The organism is Malaciobacter canalis (genome assembly GCF_008000835.1).
Classification (GTDB): Bacteria; Campylobacterota; Campylobacteria; order Campylobacterales; family Arcobacteraceae; genus Malaciobacter; species Malaciobacter canalis.
The window spans coordinates 1941757-1958889 of sequence record NZ_CP042812.1 but is presented as its reverse complement, the minus strand read 5'-3'; the positions used below and the strand labels follow the sequence as shown (position 1 = coordinate 1958889).

Here is a 17133-nt window from a genome sequence, read left to right as displayed (position 1 = left end):
ATGTTTACTATTTTGCCTATAAAAGGTATGATTGATCAAATAGATGGATTTTATTGTGATGGAATAAGTGCAGGACTTAAAGCAAATAATGCACTTGATTTAGGTTTTATTTATAGTGATACATTATGTGATGTTGAAGCTGTTTTTACAGAAAACAGATTTCAAGCAGCTCCACTTAAACATTACTTGATGTATAAAAAAGATTTTCAAACAAATTTCGTATTAATTAATTCTAAAAATGCAAATGCAATGACAGGAAAAAAAGGAATTGAAGATATTAATTCAATCTTTTCATCACTAAATCATAAATTTACAAATCCTATCATGAGCAGTACTGGTGTAATTGGAAATCCTTTGCCTATTCAAAAAATAGTAGATGGTGCAAACTCTTTTGATTTGGAAACAAAAAATGCACAAAACTTATCAAAAGCTATTATGACAACTGATGCTTATTCAAAAACTTGTATGTATGAAGTTAAGCTTGAAGATGGAAGTAGTTTTAAAATTGGTGCAGTTGCCAAAGGTGCGGGGATGATAAATCCAAATTTAGCAACTATGCTTTGTTTTATTTGTACAGATGCCAATGTTCCTAAAGAGGATATGAAAGAGGCACTTAAAGTAAATAGTGAAACTACTTTTAATGCTATTTCAGTTGATGGAGATACTTCTACAAATGATACGGTTTTACTTTTAACAAATAAAAAATCTAATACATATAATAAAGAAGCATTCTTTGAGGTTTTAAGATTAGTAATGCATGATATGGCTATGCTAATGGTAGCAGATGGTGAGGGTGCTAAAAAAGCTGTTGCTTTTGAAGTTAAAAATGCTGCAACTTATGAAGATGCACAAAAAGCAGCAAAAGCCTTATCAAACTCTCTTTTAGTAAAAACAGCACTATTTGGTGAAGATCCAAACTTTGGAAGAATCGCCTCTACTATAGGTGCAAGTAAGATTGCGTGTGATGAAGAAAAACTTGTTATTTCATATAATAATGTAATTGTATATAATAAGGGTGAACTTATATTTAATGATGAAATTGAACAACAAGCTTTTAAAGTACTACAAAATGATAAATTTAAAATTGTTTGTGATATTGGATTAGGAGAAGAGAGCTTTACTGCATATGGTTGTGATTTAGGTTACAAATATGTTGAAATAAATGCTGATTACAGAACTTAAGAAGCTATTTAGCTTCTTAATTACACACTTTACATAAAAAACTATTTTATAATAAATATACAAGCTACATAATCTATTCTAAGAATTTAATTGTTATAATTATATTAACTCAACTAAAAGGATTAAATATGTTTCACGAACACAGAGATGTAATTACAAAATTAAAACAAGAAAATGCTCATTTTAATAAGCTTTTTGAAAAGCACAATGAGTTAGATGAAGAGATAATTGAGTTAGAAAAAAATTTTGGTGACCAACTAGAAATTGATAAAAAGAAAAAAGAAAAACTAAAATTAAAAGATCAAGTTTTTAATCTTATTATGGAATATAAAAACTCATAATAAATAAAAATTTAAGTAAAAAGAGATTAATTTTCTTAATCTCTTTTTTATTTTTTGCTTAAATTACTATATTAACTAATACTAAGCCCCATTTAGCTAAAATAATAACAAATATAAAAAATAAAGGCGTTTTTTTATGGAAAACCTTTTCGAAGATCAAGATATAATAGATATTAATATAGAAGATAGTGTAAAAGCTTCTTACTTAGATTACTCAATGAGTGTAATTATTGGACGGGCACTTCCAGATGCTAAAGATGGATTAAAGCCAGTACATAGAAGAATTTTGTATGCAATGCATGATTTAAACATGACTGCTAGATCTCCTTATAAAAAATCTGCAAGGATTGTAGGAGATGTTATTGGTAAGTATCACCCCCATGGTGATAGTTCAGTTTATGATGCATTGGTAAGATTAGCACAAAACTTCTCAATGAGAGCACCACTTGTTGATGGACAAGGTAACTTTGGTTCAGTTGATGGTGATAATGCAGCTGCTATGAGATATACAGAAGCAAGAATGACTAAAATTTCAGAAGAGATTTTAAAAGACCTTGATAAAGATACTGTTAATTTTGTTCAAAATTATGATGATACTTTAAAAGAGCCTGCTGTATTACCTACAAGGGTTCCTACCTTACTATTAAATGGTAGTGAAGGTATTGCTGTTGGTATGGCAACAAAAATCCCACCTCATAACCTAAAAGAGTTACTTGATGCTGTACTTTATACAATTGACAATCAAGAAGCAACTGCTGAGGATTTAATGCAGTTTATTCATGGTCCAGATTTTCCAACAGGTGGTACTATTTTTGGAAGACGTGGAATTATTGATGCGTATAAAACAGGTCGAGGAAGAGTTAAAATAAGAGCTAAACATCATATTGAAACTAAAGGTAAAAAAGAGGTTATTGTACTTGATGAACTTCCTTACCAAGTAAATAAATCAAGATTAATTGAACAAATTGCTATTTTGGCAAAAGATAAAAATATCGAAGGTATTTCAGAAGTTAGAGATGAATCTGATAGAGAAGGTATTAGAGTTGTAATTGAGCTTAAAAAAGATGCAATGAGTGAAATTGTATTAAATAATCTTTATAAATCAACTCCTATGGAGACTACTTTTGGGATTATTTTACTTGCAGTTCACAATAAAGAGCCAAAGGTATTTAATCTTCCTGAATTGTTAAGACTATTCTTATCACATAGAAAAACAGTTATTATTAGAAGAACTATTTTTGATTTAGAAAAAGCAAAAGCAAGAGCTCACATTTTAGAGGGTTTAAAAATTGCAGTTGATAATATTGATGAAGTTGTAAAAATTATTAGATCATCATCAAATGATGCAGATGCAAAAGAGAAACTTCAAGATAGATTTGAGTTATCACTTATTCAATCACAAGCTATTTTAGATATGAGACTTGGAAGATTAACAGGTCTTCAAAGAGATAAACTTGAAGCTGAATATCAAGAGCTATTAAGATTAATTGCTGAACTTGAAGCAATACTAAAATCAGAAGAAAAATTAAATGAAATTATCAAAGAAGAAATTCAAGAGATAAAAGATAAATATTCAGATGAAAGAAGAACTGAAATTGAAGACTCATATGATGAGATTGATATAGAAGACTTAATTCCAAATGAGCCAATGGTTGTTACTATTACTCACAATGGATATGTAAAAAGAGTTCCAATTAAATCATATGAAAAACAAAGAAGAGGTGGTAAAGGTAAAGTTGCAGTTACTACACATGATGATGACTTTATTGAAAGATTCTTTGTAACAAATACACATGATACATTGATGTTTATTACAAATATGGGTCAGTTATACTGGTTGAAAGTATATAAAATTCCAGAAGGAAGTAGAACAGCAAAAGGAAAAGCAGTTGTTAACTTAATAAACTTAAGAGCAGATGAGAAGATCATGGCTATTATTCCAACTACTGATTTTGATGAGAGTAAATCATTGGCATTCTTTACAAGAAATGGTATTGTAAAAAGAACATCTTTAGCTGAATTTAGTAATATAAGAAGCAATGGTGTAAGAGCAATTGTTCTTGATGATGCGGATGAGGTAGTAACTGCTAAAATCACTATTCCCGGCTCACAATACTTTATGATATTTACAAGTTTAGGTCAATGTATTAGATTTGAAATAGATAAAACAAGAGAACAAGGAAGAAGCACAAGAGGTGTAAGAGGTATTAAGTTTAAACTTGATTCTGACTTTGTTGTTGATGCTGATGTAATTATAAGTGAAGAACAAGAGCTATTAACTGTATCTGAAAAAGGTATAGGAAAAAGAACAACAGTAGATGAATATAGACTTACAAATAGAGCTGGTTCAGGTGTTATTTCTATGAAGTTACATCAAAAAACTGGAAATGTTATTGGTTCAGTTTTAGTTGATGAAACACAAGATTTAATGGCTTTAACATCTATTGGTAAGATGATTAGAGTAGATATGAATACTATTAGAAAAGCTGGAAGAAATACTTCTGGTGTAATTATTGTTAACGTTGATAAAGGGGATAAAGTAGTTTCAATTGCTAAGTGCCCTAAAGAAGAAGACGATGAACTTGATATTGAATCTGCAACTGATTTAGCAGGTATTATTGAAGATACGAATTTAGTTGATAATGATGATTCAAAAGATCAAAATAGTTAATTAGATTAAATCTATATACAATAAATGAAGAGGAAGAAAAATGAGAAAATTTAATGTTGCTGTTGTAGGAGCAACTGGTGCTGTTGGAGAAGAGCTTTTAAGAGTAATGGATGCATATGATTTTCCAGTTAACAATATAATTCCATTAGCAAGTGCTAAAAGTGCTGGTTCTACAGTTGAATATAAAAACAAAGAATATACAGTTTTAGAACTTACTGAAACTGTATTTGAAGAAAATGATGTTGAAATTGCATTTTTTAGTGCAGGTGGAAGTATCTCTGCAAAGTTTGCAAAATTTGCAGTTGAAGCAGGTGCTGTTGTTATTGATAATACAAGTCACTTTAGAATGGAGCCAAATATTCCATTAGTTGTACCTGAAGTTAATCCAGATGATATTTCAAAATGGAAAGAAACAGGAATTATTGCAAATCCAAACTGTTCAACTATTCAAATGGTATTATCTTTAAAACCACTTGATGAATTATATGGAATTAAAAGAGTAGATGTATCAACTTATCAAGCTGTAAGTGGTGCAGGAAAAGCTGGTATGGAAGAGCTTGTAAAACAGATGCAAGCATTTTTTGCTTTTAAATTAGATGAAACTAAAAAAGAGGCTTTTGCTCATCAAATAGCACTTAATGTAATTCCACAAATTGACGTAGCTCAATCAAATGGATTTACAAAAGAAGAGATGAAGATGATTAATGAGACTCAAAAGATTTTACATAAACAAATGCAAATTGCAGCTACTTGTGTAAGAGTTCCTGTATTAAGAAGCCATAGTGAGTCTATTACTGTTACATTTGATGATGATGTTGAAGTTGATATCGATAAAGTAAAAGAGGTTTTAGGGAATTTTGATAATGTAGATGTTATTGATGATTTAGAAAATAATCAATATCCAATGCCAATTATTTCAACAGATACTGATACAACATTTGTAGGAAGAATAAGAAAAGATGCTTATGCAAATAATATTATTCATTACTTTAATGTTGCAGATCAAGTAAGAGTTGGAGCTGCAACTAACTCAGTTAGAATAGCATTAAAATGGATTGAAATGGAGAATGATATCTAATGATAGAGAAGCTTTTTGAAAAAGCTATGTGGCAGACAAGATTTTTAGTAATCTTGTCTGTTATATTTGGACTACTTGGAGCTATAGTTTTATTTGTAGTTGCAAGTTTAGATATTTGGAATGTTACTAAATATACATTTGATACTATAATAACAAATGCACATCCAGAAAATTTTCATGAAGATATAGTAAGTGGTATTATTGGTGCTGTTGATTTATATTTAATTGCTGTTGTTATGTTGATTTTTTCTTTTGGTATATATGAGTTATTTATATCTCCGATTGATCATGTTGAATCAGCAAAAGAAGACTCTAAAATATTATCAATAACATCACTAGATCAGTTAAAAGACAAAATTGCAAAAGTTATAATTATGGTTTTAGTTGTAAACTTTTTTCAAAGAGTGTTACATACTAATTATACTTCTGCTTTAGAGATGTTATATTTTGCGTTAGCAGTTACAGCCTTAGCTGTAGGATTGTATTTCTTAGGGAAGATAGGAAAAAAATAAATAAAAGGTTATATAAATGTCAAAAATTTTTGTAGATGCTTGTTTTGGTAAGGAAACTCCTTATACTCCTGTATGGATGATGAGACAAGCCGGAAGATACTTACCTGAGTATATGAAAGTAAGAGCAGAAGCTGGAAGTTTTTTAAATCTTTGTCATGATCCTAAAAAGGCATGTGAAGTTACTATTCAACCTCTTGATATTGTAGGAGTTGATGCAGCAATTTTATTTAGTGATATTCTAGTTATTCCACATGAGATGGGAATGGATTTAGAGTTCATTAAAGGTGAGGGACCTGTATTTCATAAACCTTTAAAAGATGAAGCAGATGTTGATGCTTTATTAGGTGGCGAAGAAGCAGCAAATAAATTAACATATGTTTATGACACATTAAAATTATTAAAAGAAGAACTTCCTGAAGATAAAGCACTTATTGGATTTACTGGTGCTCCTTGGACTCTTGCTACTTATATGATTGAGGGAAAAGGAACTAAAACATATAACTTATGTAAAAAACTAATTTATACTAATCCTGAACTTATGCATAAACTTCTTGCAAAAGTTACGCAAGTAGTTAAGTATTATATGGAAAAACAAATACAAGCAGGTGCAGATGTTGTTCAGATTTTTGACTCATGGGCAGCAGCATTGGAAAAACAAGCATATTTTGAATTTTCATGGAAATACATGGTTGAAATTGCTGAATATTTAAAAGAGAAATATCCACATATTCCTGTTATTATGTTCCCTAAAGGCATTGGACAATACTTAGATGATATTTATGGAAACTTTGATGTATTTGGTGTTGATTGGTCAACTCCAATGGCATTAGCAAAAGAAAAACTTGGTGATAAATATGTTCTTCAAGGTAATATGGAACCATGCAGATTATACTCAAAAGAGAAAACAACAGCTTGTGTTGAAAAAATTCAAGAAGTTATGGGTGGAAAAAGACATATTTTTAATCTAGGTCATGGAATATTACCAGATGTACCTGTAGAAAATGCAAAACATTTTGTAAGTGAGTGTCACAGAGTTTCAAAAAAGGCGTAAAACGTTAAGAAAAAGTAAACTATTTTACTTTTTTAGTTTGCAGCGATTATTATAAAAGAGAGGCTTTTTAAGCTTCTCTTTTTTTATTTAAAGGAATAAAATGTCATATTCAAACTCTATAATATTTGGTCCAATTCCATCAAGAAGATTTGGAATTTCTTTAGGGATTGATTTATCACCTAGCACAAAACAGTGCAATTTTGATTGTTTATATTGTGAATTAGAACCTGCAAAAACAATGGATTCTATGAGTGATTATCCAAGTGTTAGTAAAGTTATAAACGAAGTTAAAAAAAGTTTTGAAAATCATCCTAAAATTGATGTTATAACCTTAACTGCAAATGGAGAACCTACTTTATATCCATTTCTTGATGAATTAATAGATGAATTAAATAAGATAAAAAAAGATGCAAAAACATTGATTTTGTCAAATGGAAGTACTATTTATAAACAAGATACTTTTGATGCATTATTAAAGCTTGATACTGTTAAATTATCACTTGATTGTGTAAGTGCAAAATGTTTTAAGAAACTTGATAGGGTTCATAATAATATTGAAATTGAAAAAATAATTCCTTCAATGATAGAGTTTTCAAATAAATTTAAAAATAATTTTGTTTTAGAAATACTTTTTGTTAAAGATTTAAATGATAAAAAAGAAGAGATAGATTTACTTTATGAAGCTATAAAAAAAATCAATCCAAAAAGAGTTGATATTGGTACAATTGATAGACCACCTGCTTATAAAGTAAAACCTGTGAGTTTTGAAGTTTTAGAAAATGTTGCAAATACTTTTAAAGGAATAAATGTAAATATTGCATATAAAAATAGACCAAATCAGATTCAAAAATTTAATGAAAATGAAATAATCTCAATGCTAAAAAGAAGACCATTGACAAGTGAAGATATTGAAAATATGTTTGATGAATCTTCAAAAATCATCTTAAAAAGATTATTAAAAGAGCAAGTAATTTCTATAATTGATAGTAGTGGATTGAAATTTTATAAAATTTTATAATTTTATTTGATATTACTTGACAAAAGAGTAAATTTTTACTATAATTCCAGCCCATTAAAGGAACATGCATTCCGGATTAGCTCAGCGGTAGAGTAGGTGACTGTTAATCACTTGGCCACTGGTTCGAATCCAGTATCCGGAGCCATAACTTTAATGAAGCTTTATATTAGATATATTCCGGATTAGCTCAGCGGTAGAGTAGGTGACTGTTAATCACTTGGCCACTGGTTCGAATCCAGTATCCGGAGCCATAATCTAATAAAACTTATCATATATTCCGGATTAGCTCAGCGGTAGAGTAGGTGACTGTTAATCACTTGGCCACTGGTTCGAATCCAGTATCCGGAGCCATAACTTTAATCAAACAACTATTTCATTTTAACTATAAAAAACAAAGTAAAAATATGATATCTTAATTTATCTTTTTAATAAGGTTTATTTTGGATTTAGATTTTTTTATAGTTGCATCTATTGTGCTTATTATAGCTGCTTTTGTACATGGTAGTATAGGTTTTGGATTTGCTTTAATACCTACACCTATAATAGCAATTTTTACTGATATTCAAACTGCAATTTTACTTACACTTATTCCTACTTTAGTAGTTAATTTAGTTAGTTTTTTAAGTGAGGGCAATATACTTGATGGTTTAAAAAAACATATGCCCCTAGCTGTAAAACGGCTCATGAAATGTGAATTATTTGCTCATGAAATGTGTGTATATGTTAATAAATTAGAATTTAATCCTTTAGTTAATCTTTTGTCTATATAACCTTTACTTACTTTTCATAACCAAATATATATCTTTTTTTTATATCAAATATTTACTAACCTTTTAAAAGCAAATGTTTTAAACTATACCTTTATTAATACTCCACTTACTTTTCCAATGATACTAACATCATCTATATTTAATGTAATATCTTCATATGATTTATTGGTAGACATTAATACTGCTTTATTATCTTTAATCTCTATACTCTTAATATATAAGCCATCATTAGTATTAATAAGATAAACACCTTTACTATTAATATCTCTTTGACTCTTATCTATAAACAATAAACTACCATCTTTTATATCAGGCTCCATGGACTCTCCTAATGCCTGTAGAACTTCAGTATATTTATAGTTACTATTTATATGATCTAATAGCTGCTTATCAATTACTAAAGGAGATGGATTCACTTCATAGTTAATTGCACCACCTCCAGCTGAAGCTGTAACTGTTCTTTGATACTTTAATATTATATAGTTAGATGTAGGTTCAATTAAAGACTCAGGAAGTTGCTGAAAGAAGAACCAGTTAATAGATATGTTTCTTTTGGCTAAAAAGGTCATAATTTCAAAGTATGGCACACTATTTCTATGCTTTAATTTTCTGAAGTTTGAAGCTTCTATTCCAAGAGCTTGTGCAACATCCTTATCAAATATTTTTTTATTGCCAAGCTCTTTTGAAAGTATATCTTTTAATCTATTTAGATAATCTCCACTATTCATTTATATTATGCTGTTGATAATCTAATCTAAAGTTATTCATTACGTCCATTGTTCTCTCTGTAGGATAAGGATAATATATAGGAATAACGCCTGTCTCTTGACAAAACTCTAATACTTCATAACCCATTAATTCAATAGTTTTCTTTTCTTGTCTTTCAGACATTGCTGAAGTTCTCCAATGATTAAAGTAAATTCTATCTTCAAAGTTAGAAACTGCAACACTACTAACTCCTTGATATTGCCCACCTGTTACTTGCTGAAAATTAACATTAGGTAAGTTCTCATTTAATACTTCATAGAAATGCTTAGGATCCCATCCTCCATGATTTCTACAATCAGCTAATGCTTGAACTGCTTCTCTATGATTAATAAATGCATTAGTATATAAACCTTCTAGTGAACAAGTAAACCCTACATTTGCATCAACTATTGCAAATAGAAACTTTCTTAAATCTTTTGAATAAACACACTCAACAGTACAGTTTGCATAAATAATTGAAAAGAAGGCAACTGAAACACCTTCATTATCCATTCTATTTTCAAGTACAGGTATATTTGTAAATCTCATTTATTTCCTTTTCTTATAAAATAATCTCAATATGTTATCTAATAATTAGTAATAAATATCTCTTTAACACTCTTTCTCTTTTTATGCATATTTGCACCAAGTGTATAATTAATCTCTTTTGTAGCTCTTATATTAAAGTCTTTGTATAATTCTCTTACAAGTTCGCAATCATTATAAGATAGTAAAAACTTACCTTTTACTTGAGATAATAGTGATGCTAATTCCTCATGCTCTTTTCTTCCAAATCCACCAGTATTTTTATAATAGCTCTCTGTTGATACATAAGGAGGATCTACATAAAAGAATACCTCTTCTTTATCATATAAAGGTATTAACTTATTAAAGCTCATATTCTCAATAGTAACACCTTTTAGACGTTTACTCCACTTTTGATATGATCTATATATATCTTTTGGTTTACGACCACTTTTAGCGTTCATTGCAAAGCTATCACCTTTAGCTCCAAATGATTGATTTAATCTATATAAATAAAAGGCAGCTGCTTCTATTTTATTACTTGGTTTCATATGCCCATCTCTAATAGCAAAAAATAGCTCTCTTGAACACAACAGTTGATTTAGATAAAAGTTTAATGTCTCAGGGTTAGTTCTTATAGATCTATGTAAATTGATAAGTTCACCATTAATATCATTAATAACTTCAAGTCTTGATTTTTCTTTAGCATATAATACGCTTAAAGCTCCTCCAAAAACTTCAATATAAGTAGTATGATTTTCAGGTATTTTCTCAACAATATCTTTGGCTAGTTTTGATTTGCCACCTACCCATGCAAAGGGTGCTTTTAGTTTTGTAGTCTGCATTCTTTTTTCTCCGTTCCAAAAAGTCACATATTTAAATACTCGTAACTTTTTTCGTTAAAATTCGTATGCAGTCAGCTTGGGGAAGGTGGCTGTGGTTTGTAGTTAGTTTTCTATTTTGATGGTAATATGCCATCCACTTTTATTGGCTATATGATCTACTCTTTTGATATGATATTCGTCATCATCTTCTAAAGTTCCAGTTAATACTAAGATAGCTCCAGCATAAATTTCAAATCCATCACATTTAACAGATCCTTCTTTTGTTCCTGAATTTGCCTTTTGCAATGCAGCCTCAGCTTTTGCTTTTGCATCTGCTTCATTCTCATAATTATCTCTTAACATAAAGATAGGTTCACCATCTCCAACAGTTATACTTTTTTGAGTATTAGACTTAATATCTCTCCATACAGCCTTACAACTGTTATAAGAAGTTTTATTTGTTGGTTCAATTCTTGCATTATTTATATCTTTTATCTCTAATGCAAATCTAGGCAAAGCATCTGATTTCTTTCCATCTTTAACTCTTTTAACAAATATAAGAGTATTGTTCTTTATAGAAAATAGTGCATTATATTCTTCAGCAATTCGTTTTAAAAAGTGTAAATCACTTTCCATAGTCTGTTCAAGATGTAAAATGAATATCTCATCAAAATCACTTTTTAAAGTAAGTCCATGTCTGCTAGCTATAACTTGACATACTTGTTTAACTGAACAGTTCTCATAAGTTTGACTTCTTTTAACCTTTAAATTTTTAGAAAAATCAACAGCAGTTGCAGTAATATGTAAAAAATTTTCTTCTCCATAACTTACTGGTGTTCTTGACACTTTAAATAATCCACAATAAAAAAGACTCGTCTGCTTAGTTCCAAGCCAAAGTTTTAGTTCATCATCTTTCTTGGGTCTTTTATGCAGCCCTTCTACTTTCAAAGTAATTTCATCAGATACTGTTCCATCTTCATCATTAAAGGTTATCTCTGAAGTTTCACTATTTAACTGTTCTGTTACATCAATGCCATTGGCTTCTATTTTATAAATTGGTTGCATCTTAACTCCAAAGTGCTTTTGCTGTTTGTTCCACAGTCTTCTCTTCAAATTGTGGCAATTCAACTTTATCACCTAAACTCAAAACCACTTTAGAAAGAAGTTGGTGATTTAAAGCAATTACATCATCTAAATGCGTTAAGTCTCCATAATGTTCTAAGACAACATCATTAAGAGTTTGATTCTCTTGCTTAATTAATACAATCATTTTTCATACCTCTCAAGCTTTAAAGTAAATCCCTGCTCTAAGTGTTCACCTGTTTTTAAAAAGTTAGACTTTGATATAGATAAATTCATCATCTTTACTTGAATAGTAGGTAAACTTGGAAGAGATAAAACTACTGGTTCTTGTTTTCTTCCAAGCTCTTTTAAGGTTTCAAGTTCTTTAATACTTTGCATAAGTAAAGTACCTGATAAAGTAAAACTCTCTTTGCCCTTTGAAGAGGCTTGATGTTTAGGGTAATTACCTATTCTAAATGAGCTTACAATACCAAAGTCAATCTCTTCAGTAATAGAATCTAACTGAGTTTTTGTCATTCTAAATTCATATTCATCTATCATTCCTAACATCATTAATCCTCAAAACTTCTATTTCTTTTTCTTCGCTCTGCATTTTCAATAGCTTCTTCAACAGCTCTTGTGACATCAACATTATTACTTGCATTTGATGCATCTACTTTTAAAGTATATGCATTATGTTGAGTTACAGCTGCTTGAGGTTTTACTTCTCCAGTTTTAATTGGATTAGTAGCTAATGCAGTTGTTGTAATTGCTGTTGCTGCTAACTTTTTAGCATTATCATTTTTCTTAAGAGTATTACTCTCTTCATCATCTCCACCAAAACCTATAAAACTAAGTAGTTTTTTTCCACCTTCATATAATCCATTAAACAGATTTCTTACAGGCTCAAACTTTTTATATAAAATAACTCCAAGACCAATCAATGCAGCAACTCCTGTAATAATTAATCCAATAGGATTAGCATTAAGTGCAACATTAAAAAGCCACTGTTTAGCAGTAACTGCAGTTGTCCACAAAGAGTAAGCTTTCATTCTTAAATTCAATGCATTTAAAGAAGTTGCACTCATATAGTTTTGAGCCATTCCTAAAAACATTGCTTTTCTTACAGTATTGGTTGCTAATGCAAATCCAAGCTTAGTTAAAGTGGCCACTTTTATTACTGTATATAACCCAATAATTCCAAAAGTCACTCCGCTTACAAGAGGTATAAACCAAGATACTCTTTCATCTACCCAAGCTATGCTTTTTGCAAATCCACCTAAAGCAGTTGCTGCAAAATTTACTACTGGAGTTAAAACTTTTCCAAAAGTAAAACTTGCATATGACACAGCATTGCTCATTTTCTCCCAGCCATAACCACTATCCATAGCTAAAGCCATTTTTTCAGACTTTACTAGTCCACCTTCCATTGCTTTTGAGATATTTTTTTGAGCACGTTCAAGTTCATTCATTTTAGGCAATAATGCAGATATAGTTTTAATAGCCTCTTCACTTCCAAAAGCCTCTTTTAACTCATCATTCTCAGCTAAATCTAAATCACTATACTTATCTTTAATTTTTCCAAGAATTTCAACCATTGGTAGCATCTTTCCATGACTATCAGTAAACTCTAATCCTAATTTCTTTTGAGCTTTACCAACACCACTTAAAAAACCTCTATATCCACTACCAGCTTCACTTGCACTATCAAAAGCACTTTTAGAAAGACCAATAATGGCTAACTCTTCCTCTAATGATACGCCCATAGCTTTTGCACTAGCACCAACATTTGAGATACCAGCTGCTAAATCTGCTCCATCAGTTCTAAAAGCTTGAACTGAAGCTGCTATTGCTCCACTAAAACTTTTACCAAAGTTCATATCAGAACTATAGTCTTTTCTAAAGATTCCATAACCTAAAGCATAAAGTTTTGTCATATCTGCAATTTGAGCTTTTGTTGCAACTGCTGTGGTTGCTGCCATTTTAGTAAAGTCTCTTACACCTTTTTCACTTAATGATGCAATACCACTTTTAATATCATAACTGGCTCTAATAAATTGAGGTGCAGTTATTTGTCCAAACTGCAAACTCATCCTATGACCAGCTTTAGTTATATCATCAATACCTCTTTTACTAATATCAAGTGATCTAATCTCACCTTGAGCTTTTAAGACATCACTTGCTACATCTGAAGTCTTTTTCAATCCATAAATAGCAGCACCAATTCCAAGTATGTGAGCTTTTTCTTGGTTGAATTGTTCTTTTGCTCCTTTGATTTTAATATCAATTTTAGAAGCCTTTTTTAAGTTCACAAGACTCAGTCTTAACAGCTTACTGTCTTGATTTAAGTTACGTGTATCAATACCAGCTCTTTTAAGTGATCTTGATAGACCATTTAATTTATCTTTATTTTTAGTTGTATCTTTTGATAGTTTTTGAAATTCTTTCATCTCAAACTTAGTTTTATTCATACGTTTGATACTTTTATCAATACCTACTAAACCAAAGTTTGTTTTTTTAATAGAGGAACTAAAAGAGGAAGATATTGCACCTTGAATAACGATTCCTAAACCAATTGTTTTCAAAATATCCTCCTTTATTCTTGTGGATTTAATCTTTTAAATAGATCATTAGCTTGATCTACAAGAAACTCAAACTCTGAGACCTTTAGATTTTCCATATCTTCTATGGAAAAATGACACACATGACCTATAAAGGCCATATGTTCTAAGACATCACTTCTTTCGAAGATTGGAAACTTTGCAAACCCTCAACTAACCCCTCAAAAATATGAATTGGTAAAGATTCGATTTCTTCAACTGTATGACCTGTAAGGTTTGCAATTAATGTTGCATTGTTTTCAATCTCATCTTCAATATGATCAACCAATTTAATATCTCTGATTAATGGTTGTCTCATAATGATTTTTGATACTGGTTTACCACCAACATTAAGCTCACCCTCAAGCTCAATGATTACATCTTCTAATTTTGCTTTTAATTTAACTGTTTTACTCATCTTTTTTTCCTTACTGTAATGATTGTCTCATGTGTTTAGCGTGGTCAATCCCACCATGCTCACCAATACCTTTATCATGATCAATATCTGTGATTACTTCATCATTTAATTCATGAAAATATGCACTTAAACCTTTTTGAGTAACAGTTACATCCAAGAACTCACCAGCTTTAGAATTACCATATTTAATTGACATACCACCTCTACACTGCCACTCTTCAACATCATCATTAGATCCTGTTTTCATAGTTCTCTTAGCAATAACTTTTGCTTGATCTAACTTAGCCATCTCTTTATAGATATTTGCTGGAATAGATTTAAATTTATACTCTACATCTAAACTTTCAAATAACGGGGTAGTAACACTTCTCTTTCCTACTCCAGTTTCTTGATCTAATTCCAGAAAAGAAACATCAGCTTGTTTAAACTCACAAGAACCGATATTTCCAACACCTTCAAAAATTACATTTACACCTGTAATAGCACTATTATGTTTCATCACTTTATCCTTTACAATTTATTATGCTGCATTCAAAATTTCATATGCAATTGGTGCAAATCTATCTGTCTGATTAAACGTTACACAAATTCTAACTGCAACAGGCATCTCTTGAAAGTCAATAATAAAATAGAATCTACCAGCAGTAATTTCTGAAGGTGTAGTTCTTTTCATATCAAGTTTAACTTCATGAGCCAACATCACATTTTGTCCAACAAGTGTTTTCATAAATTCTCTAAGAGATGTTTTAGCTGCTCTTAGTTTTAAGATAGGTTTATCAACCGCAAAGAAAATTCCTTTTAAAACAGCTGCTGCTGCTAAATCAACAATTCTTACTCTTCTTGCATCTTGCCAAATAGGGTCTGCATCTGTTGTTTGATAGTTCCATGTTCTAATACCCATATAAGTAATGAAACTCATAATTTGAGCTTCACTTAAGGGATCTGTTTCATCTTGTACACCAGCCATAAAATCAGAAGGCTCTTTGATTGAGCTAAATGGTAAAACCTTATTTGAAATAGATTTCGACCAACCAATTTCATCATCACCTTCAACATTACCATCACAATAAGCTCTAAGCCAAGCTAATACCACACCACTATCATAGTAATCTGTACTATCAGTTTCTGTATTCCATTTACCAAGTGATGTTTTAGCAAGAGTAACTCTATCACTTCCAAATAAATCTCTTTGTGAAATTGCATCACCATTTGAGTCTGCATCTAAATCAATAAATGTACGAGCTTTAATTGTTTTACATACATTAATCATTGTATTAGCTACATCCATATCACCAATTGCATGATCTGCAACAGTAATAATGTCAGGGTTGTATCCAATCACACTTCCTTTAGAACTTGCAAGATTTATTGTTGAAGCTGCTTTCTTAATAGAATTAACTCCAGCAATAATATTTGACTTTGTTTCTGCATCATCTGCACCTTCATTACATACAACTATAATAGTTGGTACAGTCACAGGAAATTCATCAACTCCAAGCTTTAGATATTTCATCATATTTCCAGTAGTATGGGTTTTGATTACATCATCTTTAATTGCATCTTCAGGACTATCAAATCCATAAATACCAGCTGCAATATTTGATGTTACAACTAATGCAATTGGTAGTGTAGAATTGACTTTTATAGGTCTTGCACTATCACTTGAACGCTCTGTTACGATTCCTCTATTATTTGCCATCGTTATCTCCTTTTATTTAATATTTAGCTAATACTTAGCTAATATTTCAGCTTTTTTAGTCATTGCATCTTGTGCAGTTTGAACAATACTTTCAATTTGTACCGTGTGCCATTTATTATCAGCACCTTTCCAATTGACAGTTTGTTCTTTATACACATAGTTATATGCATCTTCTAAACTCATAACAGTCCCATCAATACCTATTGAAATAGCCTTATTAAAAGTTGCATTTGCAATAGATATTACAGTTGCAAAGTTTCCCAAAGCTTCCTGATTAGCATCGTATAAAACTGTGTTTATATCAATAGTTAATGATTTTAACTCTTCTTCTTTTTGGATTTTTGCTTGTATCTGTCTTTCTTTATCTATCTCTTCTTGAGTTCTAAAATCATTTTTAATGAATTTTTTTGAAGCAGTATCATAAGCATTTAAATTATGTTTTATAATTTCTTCATATTCCTTCTCTTTCACTTCTATTTTAGGTGTCGGAACTTTTGATAAATCGTAATAAGATTCTTTAATTAATTTACCTTTCTCATCAAGTTGTCGTGGTATAAAACAATGTATTTCTTTATCATACAAACCTAATATTTTTCCATTTTTATCAATATGTACATATTTCATATTATCACCCC

Annotated in this window: 19 protein-coding genes and 3 tRNA genes; 11 read left to right on the top strand and 11 right to left on the bottom strand. The window is 30.2% G+C overall.

Going from position 1 to position 17133, the window contains the following annotated elements; translation table 11 throughout:
• From argJ to ACAN_RS09700, 11 genes are all read left to right on the top strand, one after another.
• Positions 1-1182 carry a bifunctional glutamate N-acetyltransferase/amino-acid acetyltransferase ArgJ gene (gene argJ, locus ACAN_RS09750; RefSeq protein WP_099334407.1) on the top strand — a complete coding sequence of 394 codons (1182 nt, stop codon included), beginning with the start codon at positions 1-3 and terminating at the stop codon, positions 1180-1182.
• A gap of 128 nt (positions 1183-1310) precedes the next feature.
• Complete coding sequence (locus ACAN_RS09745; RefSeq protein ID WP_079580067.1) at positions 1311-1523, top strand: HP1242/YdcH family protein; 213 nt, start codon at positions 1311-1313, stop codon at positions 1521-1523.
• A 136-nt stretch (positions 1524-1659) separates the two neighbouring features.
• Positions 1660-4194 carry a DNA gyrase subunit A gene (gyrA, locus tag ACAN_RS09740; RefSeq protein ID WP_099334406.1) on the top strand — a complete coding sequence of 845 codons (2535 nt, stop codon included), beginning with the start codon at positions 1660-1662 and terminating at the stop codon, positions 4192-4194.
• A 40-nt stretch (positions 4195-4234) separates the two neighbouring features.
• A complete protein-coding gene (locus tag ACAN_RS09735; protein WP_079580065.1) occupies positions 4235-5272 on the top strand; it encodes an aspartate-semialdehyde dehydrogenase in 1038 nt (345 codons plus the stop codon).
• Positions 5272-5784 (top strand): YqhA family protein, encoded by a 513-nt coding sequence (locus tag ACAN_RS09730; protein WP_191287709.1) that lies wholly within the window; start codon positions 5272-5274, stop codon positions 5782-5784. The genes ACAN_RS09735 and ACAN_RS09730 overlap by 1 nt, the downstream gene beginning before the upstream one ends.
• A gap of 16 nt (positions 5785-5800) precedes the next feature.
• Positions 5801-6835: a uroporphyrinogen decarboxylase gene (gene hemE / locus ACAN_RS09725; RefSeq protein WP_099334405.1), complete on the top strand. Its 1035-nt coding sequence runs from the start codon at positions 5801-5803 to the stop codon at positions 6833-6835.
• 100 nt (positions 6836-6935) lie between these two features.
• A complete protein-coding gene (locus ACAN_RS09720) occupies positions 6936-7853 on the top strand; it encodes a radical SAM protein (protein WP_099334404.1) in 918 nt (305 codons plus the stop codon).
• Between the two features lie 70 nt (positions 7854-7923).
• Positions 7924-7998: transfer RNA gene (locus tag ACAN_RS09715), tRNA-Asn, on the top strand.
• Between the two features lie 31 nt (positions 7999-8029).
• Positions 8030-8104, top strand: a tRNA-Asn gene (locus tag ACAN_RS09710).
• Between the two features lie 25 nt (positions 8105-8129).
• Positions 8130-8204 (top strand) — tRNA-Asn (locus ACAN_RS09705).
• A gap of 89 nt (positions 8205-8293) precedes the next feature.
• The gene (locus ACAN_RS09700) at positions 8294-8623 is read left to right on the top strand and encodes a hypothetical protein (protein ID WP_099334403.1); all 330 of its coding nucleotides are present in this window, start codon (positions 8294-8296) and stop codon (positions 8621-8623) included.
• A gap of 83 nt (positions 8624-8706) precedes the next feature.
• Here ACAN_RS09700 and ACAN_RS09695 read toward each other — a convergent pair whose 3' ends face one another.
• The 11 genes from ACAN_RS09695 to ACAN_RS09645 all read right to left on the bottom strand — a co-directional run bounded on the left by ACAN_RS09695 (position 8707) and on the right by ACAN_RS09645 (position 17122).
• Complete coding sequence (locus tag ACAN_RS09695; RefSeq protein ID WP_099334402.1) at positions 8707-9351, bottom strand: S24 family peptidase; 645 nt, start codon at positions 9349-9351, stop codon at positions 8707-8709.
• Positions 9344-9919 (bottom strand): hypothetical protein, encoded by a 576-nt coding sequence (locus ACAN_RS09690; RefSeq protein ID WP_099334401.1) that lies wholly within the window; start codon positions 9917-9919, stop codon positions 9344-9346. The genes ACAN_RS09695 and ACAN_RS09690 overlap by 8 nt, the downstream gene beginning before the upstream one ends.
• Before the next feature lie 38 nt (positions 9920-9957).
• The gene (locus ACAN_RS09685; RefSeq protein ID WP_099334400.1) at positions 9958-10740 is read right to left on the bottom strand and encodes a DNA adenine methylase; all 783 of its coding nucleotides are present in this window, start codon (positions 10738-10740) and stop codon (positions 9958-9960) included.
• Positions 10741-10842: 102 nt separating this feature from the next.
• A complete protein-coding gene (locus ACAN_RS09680) occupies positions 10843-11784 on the bottom strand; it encodes a phage late control D family protein (RefSeq protein ID WP_099334399.1) in 942 nt (313 codons plus the stop codon).
• 1 nt (position 11785) lies between these two features.
• Positions 11786-11989 (bottom strand): tail protein X, encoded by a 204-nt coding sequence (locus ACAN_RS09675; RefSeq protein ID WP_099334398.1) that lies wholly within the window; start codon positions 11987-11989, stop codon positions 11786-11788.
• Positions 11986-12351 carry a phage tail protein gene (locus ACAN_RS09670; protein WP_165773061.1) on the bottom strand — a complete coding sequence of 122 codons (366 nt, stop codon included), beginning with the start codon at positions 12349-12351 and terminating at the stop codon, positions 11986-11988. Before ACAN_RS09670 ends, ACAN_RS09675 begins: the two co-directional genes overlap by 4 nt.
• Positions 12352-12353: 2 nt before the next feature.
• Positions 12354-14366 (bottom strand): phage tail tape measure protein, encoded by a 2013-nt coding sequence (locus ACAN_RS09665; RefSeq protein WP_099334396.1) that lies wholly within the window; start codon positions 14364-14366, stop codon positions 12354-12356.
• 142 nt (positions 14367-14508) lie between these two features.
• A complete protein-coding gene (locus ACAN_RS09660; protein WP_099334395.1) occupies positions 14509-14799 on the bottom strand; it encodes a phage tail assembly protein in 291 nt (96 codons plus the stop codon).
• Between the two features lie 10 nt (positions 14800-14809).
• Positions 14810-15298: a phage major tail tube protein gene (locus tag ACAN_RS09655; protein ID WP_099334394.1), complete on the bottom strand. Its 489-nt coding sequence runs from the start codon at positions 15296-15298 to the stop codon at positions 14810-14812.
• 21 nt (positions 15299-15319) lie between these two features.
• Positions 15320-16498 (bottom strand): phage tail sheath protein, encoded by a 1179-nt coding sequence (locus ACAN_RS09650; RefSeq protein ID WP_099334393.1) that lies wholly within the window; start codon positions 16496-16498, stop codon positions 15320-15322.
• Between the two features lie 27 nt (positions 16499-16525).
• The gene (locus ACAN_RS09645; RefSeq protein ID WP_099334392.1) at positions 16526-17122 is read right to left on the bottom strand and encodes a hypothetical protein; all 597 of its coding nucleotides are present in this window, start codon (positions 17120-17122) and stop codon (positions 16526-16528) included.
• Between the last annotated feature and the right edge of the window lie 11 nt (positions 17123-17133).